Genomic DNA, 13,622 nt, shown 5'->3' with positions numbered 1-13,622 from the left:
GGAGAGTCAAGCGGGACTGGCCAGTTGCTGCTTGCGCAGTTGAGCTGCTTGGTTGAGAAGAGCCTCCACAAACGTCATCGCTTCTTGGGCAGAGTGACCGGCAGTGAGTTGGGCCAGTTCTTCGCGGCGTTCCCGTTCTCCCAAAAGCTCCACCCGCACAGAAGTTCGTTTTTGGTGCACCACCTTGTGAACCCGCAGGTGGTGATCCGCCAAGGCAGCGATCAGGGGTTGGTGGGTGACGCAGAGGATCTGGTGATCTCGGGCAATGCTGTGCAGCTTGGTGGCGATGGCTTGCGCCACTTTGCCCGACACGCCGGTATCGATCTCGTCGAAAACCATGGTGGCCACCGGATCGATGCGGCTGAATACGGCTTTCAAGGCCAGCAGAAAACGGCTCATCTCGCCGCCGGAGGCGATGCTGGCCAAGGGCTGAAGAGGCTCACCCGGGTTGGGGCTAATCCAAAAACTCACCTGATCCACCCCCTCTGCCGTCGGGGGGCCGGGTTGGATCTGCACCCGGAATTGCACTGCGCTCATCCCCAGCGGGCTGAGCTCTTCTATGAGGGCCTTTTCCAGTTGACAGGCCGCTTGTTGCCGCAGTTGAGAGAGCACCTGGCAATGGCGCTCCAGGTCTTGGGCAGCTTTGTCCAGCCGCACCTGCAATTCCTCTAGGTCGGTGTTGTCTCCTCGCAGTTGGGCCAACTCCGTCTGCACCCGCTCCGCATGGGCCATCACCTCGGCCAAGGTCGGGCCGTATTTGCGGCAGGCTTGTCTGAGTTGCGCCAAGCGCCGTTCAATTTTGTTCAACCGACCGGGATCCGCCTCCAGCGTCTCGCCGTAGCGAACCAGCTCCCGCCCCACCTCCTCCACCTGAATGAGAGCGCTGCTGACCATTTCCGCCAGAGGGGCTAGGTCGGGATCCCGCTGGGTCATGGTCTGGAGCAACCGTTCTACCTGGCCCAACAGATCGGCGATGGCCGGTGAGCCGCTGTCGTTTTGATAGAGCAATTGGTGAGCTGCGTAGCTTTGCTGTTGCAGTTCCACGCGGTGGGCCAGGCGCTCCCGTTCCCGCTCCAGCTTGGCCATTTCGTCGGGATCCTCCAGGCGCAGGGCGGCCAGCTCTTGCGCTTGAAACTCCAGTAGGTCTAGCCGTTGCAGGCGCAGTTGTTGGCTTTGCTGGCGGGATTCCACCTCTGTTTTCAGATGGTTCCAGGTTTGGTAAAGGGCAGCCACTTCTGCCCGTGTTCGCAACAGCTCTTCGCCGCCAAAATCGTCCAGCCAACGGCGCTGGGTTTGCGGAGATTGGATTTGAACGGTTTGCCCCTGGGCGGTGATCTCCACCAATTTGGCCCGCAGGCTGAGCATCTGGGCTTTGTTCACCAGCACCCCATTCACCCGCAGGCGGCTGGTGAGCTTGCCGTTGCGCAACACCAGCTCGCGACTACAAACCAGGCCCTCCTCTAGGGGTTCGATTTGTTCTTGTTCTAACCAGGCTTGCAGTTCAGGATTAGGACTGAAGATCGCTTCCACCAGACCTCGTTCGCTGCCAGTTCGCAGAGCCCGAGCTGTACCTCCTAGAGCTGCATCCAGCGCATCGAGGATGATGGATTTGCCGGCCCCGGTTTCTCCGGTGAGCACGTTCAGCCCCGCTCGAAAAGGGATCTCCAATTGCTCGATCAGGGCAAAGTTCTCGATCCGCAGCAGGCGCAACATAGGGATCCCGTGGGCTCAGCGTGCCGTTGGCAGTTTTCAGGATAGGGCTTGCAGGGGTCGCTCTGTCCCACGTTAGCGTACCCACCATCCCTCGGTAGACGGGTACTGTTAGCGCAGCGGTGCGGAGCACTACCCGTTCTGGTTTGGGGATCGGAAATTGGCAGCCCGGCTCAGCCGGCCAGGGGGTAGCGCTCCATCAGGTAGCAGAGGCAGTCTTGGCGGATGATGCGGCTGTTGAGGGTGAGCATGCCCGGCATGATGGGCACGCTGGTGCGAATTTCTCCGTTGCAGGCATAGAAAAAGCGATCCGCCACATTTTGGCCCTGCTCGTCTTGCACCTCCAGGTGGAAGCCGTTGTTCGTCCAGCCAATGGGGGTGTGGGGGGGAAGCTCCCGAAAATTGAGGAGATCCAAATCCGGCGGGAAGCGGATGTGGGAGGGGGATCCCTCTTGGTTGCCATCCTCTTCCCCAAAGCTGAAGCTCACCTGATCCGGGATTTTGACAATGGCGACGCTGTGGAACAGGTCGATATCTTGGCGGAAGACAGGGCGCTGCGGGATCGCCGACAGGTGAAGGCAGGCTTCCAAGAATTCGTAGGCATGCTGGGTGCCGTGGGGTTGATCCGGCTTGCCACACTCCAGGGTCACCGCCGGGCAGAAGCGCCCGAAGGCCATGCTCTGCACCCCTTCTGGCTTGGTGAAATAGAGGACGGTGCGCCCAAACAAGGTGGCCAGGTGCAGGGTAGGGGCATCCAGGTGATTGACACAGGCGTAGTGGGGGTTGGTGCCCGTGTTGTTGTGGATATCGACGCTGGCAAAAACGCCCCGCTGCTGCATTTGCTGCAGGACGGCCTGGGCCATGGCATGTTCGGGGGTGGAGCCGGAGCCCCAAATGCGGTTGTAGTCGGGTTGGCCGTCCAGCCGCCGTTGTCCTTGACGGGCTGCCTGAACATTGCCGATGAAGAGGGAAAGGGAGCGGGGCAATTCCCGTTCGCGGCAGCGGTGCAGAGGACTGTAGCGGCGGAGAAGCTGTCGCACCGCCTGCCAGCCGGTGGTTTCGTTGCCGTGCAGCAGGACGGACACAAACAGGGCGGGATCCCGTCGTCCCGGCAGATGGATGAGGGTTGGCCCACCCAATCGGTCGTAAAGCTGATGGGCCTCTAGATCCAGCAGTTGATCCGGTAGATGATCGAGAACGGTGAGCATACTGTTTGGGCTAAGAGGCTCGACTCAAACTTCTGGCTTCTGGCCTCTCTCCCTGGGGTAGGAGGGAGCAGAAGTCCAACGAAGTCCTTGGTCGCGAATGAACCGTTTCGCTGCGGTAGCTCGGGTCGCAACAAGGCCATCTGAGAGAGAGTTTGCCCACTCGAGATGCGGGCCAGGGATCCGTCCTGCCGCCGCGGTGGCCCACCGCTGGTACAACCGGCTGTGGAGAGAGCCCTAGCTGAGATCCCAGGTGTGTACCGGTTGGCCTTGCCGCTGCTGTTCCCAGTAGGCACAGGTTAATTGTTGCATATCTTTACCATGCCGGGCGACATAGCGGCGCTGCCAGGTGGCCCCATTCTGCCCCGACTCGACGCGGGCGCGGAGAATGCCCAGATACACTTGGATATCCTGTTGGGCCAAGTTCAGTTGGGCCAGCCCTCCCTCGGCCAGGGGGAGCAGCTCTTGCAAAAGCAATTGGCGCAGGGATCCCTGCCAACCCTTGAGCCAAGTGATGGGGGCCTCCAGACCCCAGCGGGCCGCCGTGTAGAAATTGGCGCGGCACTGGGCAAAGCTCAGCTCCTGCTCGGGGGGGACGGGCTGGGATCCCAAGGCTTGCACCAGACCAAAGTAGAAGGCCGCATTGGCGATCATATCGGGTAGGGTTGGGCCTGCCGCCGCCACCCGCTGTTCGATGCGCAGATGGGGAACCGGATCCAAGCCGATCAGGGGTCGGTTCCAGCGCCAGATGGTGCCGTTGTGGAGGCGCAGATGGGCCAGCTCCCAGGGAGAGGCGGCCAACGTTTGCGGCAGCACCACCGGGTAGCGATGCACATTTTCCCAAAACAGCTCCATCAGGGACTCTTGCACATAGCCTTGCCCAAAGGTGACGCGAGGTTGGTGGGTGGGGGCAAGGGGGGGTGGCCCATCTAGGGCCTGCTCGAACAAAGGGATGCGGGTTTCTGCCCACAGGTTGTGCCCGAATAGGTAGGGAGAATTGGCCGCCAGCGCCACCAAGGGGGCTGACACGAGCAGGGAAGCGTTGAAGTAACGGGCCGCCTGTTGGGGGGATACCTGCAGATGGATTTGAAAGGAGGTGGTGGCTGCCTCCAGCATGATGTCCGGGTGGGTAACCCGCAACCGCCCAGCCGGTCCTTCGATATCTAGCCCCAGGGAAGGGATCCCTGGGGATTGCTCGCGCCGGTGCAAGTTCAGGATTTGCTCATTGAGGGCCAGGTAACGCTTGCGGGGGGAGATCATCTCCAAGGTCAGTTGCTTTTGCTGCACCGTGGGCAAAATCCCGATCATCATCAACCCCGCCTGCAAGTGTTCGGCCACCCGGCAACAGCGATCCCACGTTTGGCCCAGCTCTTGCTGAAACTGCCGCAGAGCCAAGCCGGTCAAAACTTGGGGCCGGCTGTTGATCTCCACGTTAAACTGGGCCAGTTCCGGCACCACCAGCGGATCGTTCACCGCTTCCAGGTAGGCTGAGTTGATCGGGGCCGGATCTCCCTGAGGGGTCACCAGCCATGCCTCCAGCTCAAACCCGCCCACCGGGGATCCCTGGGCAAAGGGCTGACAAGCCGGATCCAGCCCCGGCGCACCGGCCAACCAGCGCTCCAGCAAATCCGTCTCTTGCCGGAGTTGAGCGGCGAACTTGGCAAAGTCTTCGGCGCCAAAGCTGAGGCAGGCAATCTCCTGGCCCATCGAGAGAACTCCGCAGAGGGCATGACACCACTGTACTGTCCTTCTCAGGGTCTTCAGCTCTCCAGGAGAAAAATATGGGCAGGCATCGTCCAGGGATCCAACTTGATGTAGTTGGTGGATCCCTGCCAGGAATACTGCTGGCCGTCCAACAGATCGGTCAGCTTAAAGGTTTGCCAATGCTCCAAATCCAGAGCCCCCAAGTTGAGGGTGACCCAGCCGGACTGAATGTGGAAAGGATCCAAATTCACTGCCACCAAAATGCGGTTATCGCCACTGAAGGTGCGCTTGGAATAGCAAATCAGGGCCTCGTTGTCGGTGGGATGAAACACCAAGCTCCAGTCGCTCTGCAGGGCCGGGTTTTGTCGCCGGATCCGGTTCACCTGCTGGATCAAAGGCCGCAAGTTATCCGGGGCATCCAGATCCCAGTGGCGGATTTGATATTTTTCCGAGTCCAGATATTCTTCGCTGCCGGGACGGAGCGGGCGGTTTTCGCAGAGTTCAAAAGCCGGGCCATAGATGCCGTAGCTAGCCCCGAGGGTAGCCGCGAGGATCAAACGCAGCATAAAAGCCGGGCGACCCCCCTTTTGCAAAAACTCGTTCAAAATATCGGGCGTATTGGGCCACAGGTTGGGGCGATAGTACTCCCGCATTGAGCTTTGGGTGAGCTCGGTGAAATACTCGGTCAGGCCCCACTTGTCGTTGCGCCAAGTGAAATAGGTGTAGGACTGGGTAAAGCCCAGCTTGGCCAGCGATTTCATCAGTTTTGGGCGAGTGAACGCTTCGGACAGAAAGATCGTCTCCGGGTGCTTGGCTTTGATCTGACCAATACACCACTCCCAAAAGCCGAATGCCTTGGTGTGGGGGTTATCCACCCGGAAGATCTTGACCCCCTGGTCAATCCAGTATTCGATCACACCTTTCAATTCTTCCCAAAGGGCTTGCCAGTTTTCTGTTTCAAAGTTGAGGGGATAGATATCCTGATACTTTTTGGGCGGGTTCTCCGCATATTGAATGCTGCCATCGGGCCGCTTTTTAAACCATTCCGGGTGCTCTTTTACATAGGGGTGATCCGGAGAGCATTGAAAGGCAATATCCAGGGCGATGTCGATGTGGAACCGTTTGGCTTCCGCCACCAGATGATGAAAGTCGGCCAGGGATCCCAATTGGGGGTGAATGGCTTTGTGCCCGCCTTCCAGCCCGCCGATGGCCCAGGGAGAACCCACGTCCTCTGGCTCGGCGGTCATGGCATTGTTCTTGCCCTTGCGAAAGGTGCGCCCAATGGGATGGATGGGGGGCAGGTAAAGCACATCAAAGCCCATTTCCGCAATCAGCGGCAGCCGCGCGACCACATCTCGGAAGGTGCCGTGGGTGTGTTCGTTGGGGCCACAGGAGCGGGGAAACAGCTCGTACCAGGCACTGAAGCGGGCTTTGACCGGATCCACCCAAACCCGCCGCTCTGGGTAGGTGCTGACAAAAGGGCGCTCGCCGTAAACCTGCATCAGGGATCCCAACGTGGGGGATAGGGCTGCTTCTATGGCGGGATCCCCCCCTTGGCGGAGTGTTTGGGCGTAGTTGCGCAGCTTTGCCTGCAGAGAGTGCTCCGCGCCGCCACCGCGATCGCCGCTTTGCTGTTGGGCGGCCCGCTCGATCAGCTTGGCCCCGATCAGCAGCTCCACAGAAACATCCTGCTCGGCCTCCACCCGCTTGTACAGATCCTGCTGCCAGGTTTTGAAGGGATCCACCCAGGCCAAAATCCGGTAAGAAGCTTGGCCGATCTGAGTGACCTGAAATTGGGCCCGCCAGCGGTCGTTGCCGATGGGATCCATGAAGATCTCCTGCCAACCCTCTGCACCGGCCTCGCGAAAACAGAGCACCGCCGAGAGCTGATCGTGGCCGTCGGCGAAGATGTCCGCTTCCACCACCACATACTCTCCCACCGTCCGCTTGATGGCGTAGCGCCCGCCGTCGATTTCCGGTGTCACCGCCTCGATGATGACGCGCTGCCGACCCTCTACTGGCCACATAGGATCCACCCTCTGTTTGTCTCCTGCCTGTTCGCAGACTGGCTACTCTCCACCCTCTGGTCAGGAAGGCTTGTCCGCCCCCCACGATACCCAGTTATTCAAGACTCCGTCCCGCCGGCGCGACTAGCCAGCCGTTACCGATACATCTTCAATGCGCAGAGCAGGAAAAGCCGTGCTGCCGTTGAAAACGGTCACCTCTTGTGAGATGGCGGAGATATTACGCAAACAATCGTAGAGATTGCCGGCAATGGTGGTCTCCAGGATGGGGCGTTTTTCGCCGCCTTTGACCAAGAAGCCCCCTTTCACCACCCCGGAAAAGTCGCCGGTGATGGGGTTGCTGCTGCCGGAAAGACGGGTGACAATAATGCCCCGCTCCATGGCATACAGCTCAGACAGGGGGGTTGTCCCCGGCGCCACTCTCAAACAAGCTGGCCCCACCCCCGGCAGGCTGCCCGCCCCCCCTGTGGCATGGCCGTTGGACGGGATCCCGGCAGCGCGAGCTTCGTAGCTGTTGTACATGAAGTTGCAGAGGATCCCTTCGTGAACCAAGGGGGTGATTTGGCGAGGGATCCCTTCGCGGTCGAAGGGCTCAATGGGGTAGCCGGGCAGGCCCAGGCCTTCAGAAACCACGGTGAGCAACGGGCTGGCGATCCGGGATCCCATTTTTTGCGCCAGAGGGCTTTTGCCTTTGCGCACCGCATCTGCCCCCAAGACAAAGAGGAGATCCCCCAGGAAGTCCTCCACCACATCTGGAGGGAGAATGATAGGGCCGCGAAAGCTCTCCCCTTCGGTAGCCCCCAGCGCCCCCACACATTTTTGGACAAAGCGATCAAAAGCCCGCTCCAGCGTTGGGATGAGATCGGCCCGCTTCTGGACGCTGTCGCCGTCGTAGGCAAAGCTGCCCACCTCGTCCCCATCAATGGCCATGCCAAAGAGGGAGCCCCCCGCTTCCACGCTGTGATGGTTGGCGCGGATGCCGGTGGAAGAGGCGATAGCCAGGGTCTCTTCCTCAACGCTGAGGGAGCCGCTGTCGATGGTGATGCGAGGGTCTTTGGATCGCACCCACTCCAGCAATTGGGATCCCAACTGGGTCAGGGTGGCGGCATCCAGTTCCAGCAGGCCTGGGTCGAGGGCAAAGGGCACCTGGGGCAGAGGTTGGGGCTCCGGCAGCCCGTTCAGGGGATCCGCCGGCGAAGCCTTGGCCATGGCTACAGCCTCAGCCGCCGTCTCGGCCAGCTCTTCCGGGCGGTTGGAGGTGGCAAAGCCCAGCCTGCCGCCACAGAAAACCCGAATGCCGAACAGGGTCTCGCTGCTGCTGCGGGCCAGGTTCAGGTCGTTTTTTTCAAACGTGACTTCCGTTTCCCGGCCTGAGTTGGCAAACACTTCTGCCTGGTCGGCTCCAGCAGCCAATGCCTTGTGTACACCCTGTTCACAAAGATCCAGCAGGTTTTCCGGGGAAATGATGGAGCTGGGCATAAAAGTGAGATGGCAAGAGGACAGTCCTATTATCGGCTATGGCTCAGGGATGCCTTTCCCAGCCCCCTGCGGCCCATGGGATCCCAGCACCAACCCCTTCGTCCAACAACGTCACTCTGGTGCGCACCTTCCGGCCCGCTCCCCCTGGGCAACAATCAGCAGAGAGCTACCCACAGGGATTCCACCCTGCAGCAGCAAACAAAGGGGCTGAGATCAAAAGGGATCCCTCGTGGCGCTTTGACCCCACTTGCCGCTTGTCCTTAGCGGCCTGCCGGGTGCAGGAACCCTAGAATGGAAGTTAAGCCTACTTGCCGTGAGTGCCCATGAGCCTTTTGCCCACTTCCGCTGCTCCCCTAGCCATTGCTCCGACAGCAGCCAAGCCAAGGCGACTGGACTTCGAGGTGGTGATTGCCGGAGCTGGGATGGTGGGATCCACCTTGGCAGCCGCTTTGGGTCAGGCCGGAATCCGTGTTGGGCTGATCGAGGGGCGGGATCTCTCGCAGGGGGTGGGGCCCGATGGCCGAGCCAGCGCTTTGGCTCTGGGGACAGCCCGCATTCTGCAGCGAATTGGGGTGTGGCCCCTCATGGAAGCCTGGGGAGTTTCTCCCATTCACCGCATTCAGGTCTCTGATGGGGAAAGCCCCTGGATGGCTCAGTTGTGCCGCGAAACGCTCCAAGCGCCGGCGCTGGGCTACGTCGTGGAAAATCAAATTACCCAAAAAGCTCTGTTGCAGCGCATTCGCGAGTGCCCTTCGGTAACCCTTTTCAGCCCTGCTCAGGCGCAAAGTTTCTCCCCTGCAGCAGATCACATTCGGGTAGAGCTGGCCCAGGAGGGATCCCGGCAAACTCTGCGAGCTGCTTTGCTGGTGATTGCAGATGGGGCCCGTTCGCGGCTGCGGGAACAGGCTGGGATCCCGTTATCCCGCTGGGGCTATGGACAGGTGTGCATCGTTTCCACCCTCACCCATGAGCATCCTCACCGGCAGGTGGCCTACGAGCGCTTTCAGGTCAGCGGTCCCTTCGCCATTTTGCCCACCTCCGATCCCCATCGCAGTTGCGTCGTCTGGACAGTGCGCCAAGCGGATCGAGATCGGCTGATGGGCTTGTCTGAGGCTGAGTTTTTGCAGGCCATCCGGCCCTGCTTTGGATCCCAGTTGGGAGCCTTGCTGGCGGCCTCTCCCAGAGCCTGTTATGAGCCACAGCGGGCCCATGCCCAAACCTACATCGGATCCCGGCTAGCTTTGGTGGGGGATGCTGCTCACACCACCCATCCGCTGGGGGGGCAGGGGGCCAACCTGGGCATGCGGGACGTGGCAGCTTTGGCCACCCTGTTAATCGAAGCCAAACTGACAGGCCAGGATCCCGGCGATCCGGCTTTGCTACAAGCCTACGAGCGCTGTCGCCGCCCAGAAAATGCGCTGGTTCTTTTCGCAACCGATGCTGCCAATCGCCTCTTTTCCAACCGAAGCTGGCCGTTGCTGGTCTTGCGTCGCCTGGGCCTGTGGGGACTGGAGGTTTTGCCGCTGCTCAAGCCTGCCTTGATGCGCCAAGCGATGGGGATCCGCCCCCACCAACCCCAACTGCAGCAGCTCCCTTTCCCTGCACCCCCGGAACCTCTGGCTACGCCTGTCTAGATCCGGCCAAACTGTTGAGAGCTGGGCCCAGATCCTCGCCCGCCGCCTTTGTCCCCAGCAGACCAAGCGCTCCACAGGGATCAAGGCTGCTCCAGGGGTAAGTCTGAAAACAGCAATGGGGCAATATTGGCCGCCTGGTTGATGGGGATCTCGTCGTTGACGGCATACTGATAAAACTGATCCAAGCGCCGACACAAACCTTCTGAGGTCAAAGCCTGCACATTGGAGCTGATGATATAGCTTTGGGAAGGAGAGGCGCGAAACGCTTGAAAGGCTTTGCGACAAAAGTCCTGCTTGGCCTCCGGGTCTGCTTGTCGCCACTCTGGCCCCGTAAGTTTGCCGGACAAAGTGGGGCCGGTTGCCGCTCCCAAGGGCAGGCCTGTTCCCAAGATTAGGCCAGCCAGGATCAGAAACAGAAGGCCCCCCTTCAAGACTGCCTGCCAGAAAGAGAACTGAAGCCGTTGCCGGTGCTGCTCCATGGTTGGATAGGCTGGAGTGGAAAGGGATCCCCTCGATCATACCGATCACACATACCGATCACAGGAGGATCTGAGGGAAACTCAGGATCTCGGCTGGCTTTGCCGCTCCCCTCGATCCCCGCTGCCGTCCTCAGGAATGGCCGGAAAGCTGGGTCCCTTTCATCCCTTACCCGCTTGCACCCTCCGTCCCGTGGCTCGCAACAAACCCCGTCGGAAACAGCCTTTCCCGCACCTCCTCGGCTCCAAATGGACTTCCGTTCAGCCTGTTCTAGGTTGGCGACATTTTCAGGTCACCGCTCGCCAACAAGGGGAAGGAGGGCTGGTGTTTGCCGAGCTCAGAGCCGTCTGCGATCCCCAGGTGCGCCTCTGGGTCAACGCGGCCACCCTGAAGAACCGGGATCTTTGGCAGCCGGGCTGGACGCCTCTCGAAGACGGGATCCCCTGTGGGCGGCAGGATCCCCTTCTGGACAGGGCTGGGGGATAGTTTCTCTCAAGCTGGGGCTCAGGGATCGATTAGGATCATCTCTCTAGTGTGGTGTTTTAATTCGGAAGCTTGAGGAGAAGAAAGCGGGATGGCCAGATGTGACGTTTGCGGAAAAGATCTTATCTTAGCTACAGCGATTATCAGTGGGCCAAGCGCTGCGCCAATCCCTACGGGAAGTCTCACCTCATCTGCTTCGACTGCTACAGTGGTTCGTCTTGTCCCATCTGCTATTCCCCTCTGGAGCCGGCAGAATAGAAAGAGGCGTTCTCAAAAGCTGCTTGTCGGTTACTCGACTCCCATCCCCCTAGCTCCTCGGAGGGGGCGATGGTCGACAAGGGTCTCGATGGTTTTCCCAAGGGAGCCGGAAAAGTGCGCATTGGCCAGGGCTACGACATCCACCGCCTCGTCGAGGGGCGCCCCCTGATCCTGGGCGGGATCCGGATCCCCTACGAAAAGGGGCTATTGGGCCATAGCGACGCCGATGTCCTCACCCACGCCATCATGGATGCTCTCCTGGGGGCTGCCGCTCTGCGGGATATTGGCTACTACTTCCCCCCTGAAGAAGAGCGTTGGAAAGGGGCAGATAGCATCCTTTTACTACAGCAAGTGGTGCAGCTGGTGGGCCAAGAGGGCTGGTGCGTTGCCAATGTAGACAGTGTGGTGGTGGCGGAGCAGCCGAAGCTCAAACCTCACATCCCCGCCATGCAAGCCCGTCTAGCCGAGGCAATGCAGATCTCCCCTAAGCAAGTGGGGGTAAAGGCCACCACCAACGAAAAGCTGGGCCCCGTCGGCCAGGGAGAGGCCATTGCTGCCTTCGCCGTAGCTCTGTTGCTGGAGTGCTAACCTTCCCAGCAGAGTCTGAAAAGAACCTGGTCACCCCACTGCCTGAGCTGCCAAACTGGCAAGCAATCGCTCCCTCAAAAACGCAGAATCTGCCCAAGTCGCAGTCAAACCACCCATTACCTGGATCCCCAATTTTCCCTCTGGGAAAGGGGCCGGGAGGGGGGCTACTCCTCTAGGAGAAGGGCTGGGGGTGAGGGCCTCAGCAGCGCGGAGCGCTTGGGCCACAGGGCGCGGGATGCGGGCGAGCCGTCCCAAACTTGCTTGGAACAACGACTTGGCAAAAGAAATGGCGGGCCAAAACAACACCTCGGCAAACCGACTTAGGAGGAACCTTTTTGTCTCTCTACTAGGGATCCTCCTGCTCTGGCTTGGTGCCTGTGCTGCCCCTGCCCGCCCGCCCCATTTGATCGCCACGGTGACTTCGGATCCCAAAACCTTCAACACCTATTTGGCCGCCGAAAGCTCCAGCCGCGACGCCATCGCCTACCTGGAGGCGGGCTTGGTCACCTTGGATGAGGATACCCTCTTGCCCAAACCGGAGCTGGCGGAAGGCTGGGAAGTGTCTGAGGACGGCTTGCGCTATGTCTTTACCTTGCGGGAAGGGCTGCGCTGGTCGGATGGAGAGCCTCTGACAGCAGCAGATGTGGACTTTACCTTCAACCGCATCATCTTCAACGAGCGGATCCCGACTTCTGCGCGGGATGTGAAGCGAATTGGAGAAGCCGGAGCATTGCCTCAGGTGCGGGCGCTGGACGAGCGGCGGATTGAGTTCGTCTTGCCGGAGCCCTTCGCTCCCTTTCTGCTGCAGGCCGGATCCCCTATTTTGCCCAAGCACATCCTCGAGCCCACTGTCGAGCAGTTGGACAGCCGGGGCAACCCCCTTTTCTTGCAAACCTGGGGTATCGACACGCCGGTGCAGCAATTGGTGGGGGCTGGCCCCTATGTCATGCAGGAATACACCCCTGGCCAACGGCTGGTGTACCGGCCCAATCCCTACTACTGGAAGGGGGAAGGGATCCCACGCATTGAACGGGTAATCCTGCGCATTGTGGACTCAGAGGACACCGCGCTGCTGCAGTTTCGCTCCGGCGAGACCGACGTGTTTTCGGTGCGGGGGAGAGATTTTCAGCTCTTGAAGCGGGAAGAAGAACGGGATCAGTTCACCATCTACAATCTCGGCCAGACATTGAACAACAGTTTCTTTGCCTTCAACCTCAGCCGCGCCCGTAACCCCCAGACCGGGCGGCCTTTTGTGGATCCCGTCAAAAGCCGCTGGTTTAACGATTTGAACTTCCGCCGGGCGGTGGCCCACGCCATGAACCGGCAGTTTTACGTCGATAGCGTCCTGCAAGGGTTGGGCCAGATCCAGCACTCGGTCTTCTCCCCCGCCAGCCCTTTCTACCTCAGCCCCGAAGAGGGCTTGCCCACCTACGACTACAACCCTGAAAAAGCGCGGCAACTGCTCCTCGATGCCGGATACACCTATGATGCGGAGGGCCACCTGCGGGATTCCGAGGGCAACCGCGTCCGTTTCACCTTGCTCACCAACGCCGGCAACAATCAGCGAGAGGCCACCGGCGCGTTGATCAAAGCCGACCTGGAGCGGATCGGCATCACCGTCGATTTTACTCCCATCGCCTTCAACACCCTGGTGCAGCGCACCGATAGGCGCGATTGGGAAACCCTGTTGCTGGGCTTTGGCGGCGGCGGTACCGAACCCAACAACGGCTCCAACATCTGGCGCAGCGATGGCCGTTTGCACCTCTTCAATCTGGGAGATTTGCCCGGCAACCCGGCAGAAGGGGTTGAGGTCAGCGATTGGGAACGGGAGATCGACCGCATCTTTATCGAAGGGGTGCGGGAACTGGAGTTTGAGAAGCGCAAAGCCCTCTACGACCGGTTTCAAATCATCATTCAGGAACAACTGCCCCAAATCGGCACTTTTAACCCCCTGGTTCTCTCGGCCCTGCGCAACCGCATTCAAGGGGTGGATCCCCGACCTATTCTGGGGCCCTTGTGGAATTTAGATCAGCTCTACATTCAAGAGTAGGGCTTCTGAT

General features: G+C 60.1%; 10 protein-coding genes. 4 read left to right on the top strand and 6 right to left on the bottom strand.

Going from position 1 to position 13,622, the window contains the following annotated elements:
• Positions 1-6: 6 nt before the first annotated feature.
• The 5 genes from recN to ACVWZ1_RS05270 form a co-directional block, all read right to left on the bottom strand.
• Positions 7-1,713 carry a DNA repair protein RecN gene (gene recN / locus ACVWZ1_RS05290; protein WP_457502745.1) on the bottom strand — a complete coding sequence of 569 codons (1,707 nt, stop codon included), beginning with the start codon at positions 1,711-1,713 and terminating at the stop codon, positions 7-9.
• A gap of 170 nt (positions 1,714-1,883) precedes the next feature.
• Positions 1,884-2,918 carry a M14 family metallopeptidase gene (locus tag ACVWZ1_RS05285; protein ID WP_457502744.1) on the bottom strand — a complete coding sequence of 345 codons (1,035 nt, stop codon included), beginning with the start codon at positions 2,916-2,918 and terminating at the stop codon, positions 1,884-1,886.
• Between the two features lie 234 nt (positions 2,919-3,152).
• Positions 3,153-4,622: a glutamate-cysteine ligase family protein gene (locus tag ACVWZ1_RS05280; RefSeq protein ID WP_457502743.1), complete on the bottom strand. Its 1,470-nt coding sequence runs from the start codon at positions 4,620-4,622 to the stop codon at positions 3,153-3,155.
• A 53-nt stretch (positions 4,623-4,675) separates the two neighbouring features.
• Entirely contained in the window at positions 4,676-6,646 is a 1,971-nt protein-coding gene (locus ACVWZ1_RS05275; RefSeq protein ID WP_457465839.1) for an alpha-1,4-glucan--maltose-1-phosphate maltosyltransferase, read from the bottom strand.
• A gap of 123 nt (positions 6,647-6,769) precedes the next feature.
• Positions 6,770-8,122: a TldD/PmbA family protein gene (locus tag ACVWZ1_RS05270; RefSeq protein ID WP_457465841.1), complete on the bottom strand. Its 1,353-nt coding sequence runs from the start codon at positions 8,120-8,122 to the stop codon at positions 6,770-6,772.
• Between the two features lie 323 nt (positions 8,123-8,445).
• Here ACVWZ1_RS05270 and ACVWZ1_RS05265 point away from each other — a divergent pair, with 323 nt between their 5' ends.
• Positions 8,446-9,756: a UbiH/UbiF/VisC/COQ6 family ubiquinone biosynthesis hydroxylase gene (locus ACVWZ1_RS05265; RefSeq protein ID WP_457465842.1), complete on the top strand. Its 1,311-nt coding sequence runs from the start codon at positions 8,446-8,448 to the stop codon at positions 9,754-9,756.
• Between the two features lie 80 nt (positions 9,757-9,836).
• Here the strand turns inward: ACVWZ1_RS05265 and ACVWZ1_RS05260 are convergent, their stop codons facing one another.
• Positions 9,837-10,235 (bottom strand): hypothetical protein, encoded by a 399-nt coding sequence (locus ACVWZ1_RS05260; RefSeq protein ID WP_457502742.1) that lies wholly within the window; start codon positions 10,233-10,235, stop codon positions 9,837-9,839.
• A gap of 190 nt (positions 10,236-10,425) precedes the next feature.
• On the opposite strand from ACVWZ1_RS05260, the gene ACVWZ1_RS05255 reads away from it, so the two are divergent.
• From ACVWZ1_RS05255 to ACVWZ1_RS05245, 3 genes are all read left to right on the top strand, one after another.
• On the top strand, positions 10,426-10,719 hold the full coding sequence (locus ACVWZ1_RS05255) for a TIGR02450 family Trp-rich protein (protein ID WP_414329949.1): 294 nt from the start codon (positions 10,426-10,428) through the stop codon (positions 10,717-10,719).
• A gap of 369 nt (positions 10,720-11,088) precedes the next feature.
• Positions 11,089-11,562, top strand: coding sequence for a 2-C-methyl-D-erythritol 2,4-cyclodiphosphate synthase (ispF, locus tag ACVWZ1_RS05250; RefSeq protein WP_457502776.1), 474 nt, complete (start codon positions 11,089-11,091; stop codon positions 11,560-11,562).
• A 286-nt stretch (positions 11,563-11,848) separates the two neighbouring features.
• On the top strand, positions 11,849-13,612 hold the full coding sequence (locus ACVWZ1_RS05245) for an ABC transporter substrate-binding protein (RefSeq protein ID WP_457502774.1): 1,764 nt from the start codon (positions 11,849-11,851) through the stop codon (positions 13,610-13,612).
• The last annotated feature ends 10 nt before the right edge of the window (positions 13,613-13,622 follow it).

The sequence above is a fragment of the Thermostichus sp. MS-CIW-25 genome (assembly GCF_054060015.1).
The sequence above is the reverse complement of the archived record's forward strand: the minus strand, read 5'-3'. Positions and strand labels throughout refer to the sequence as shown.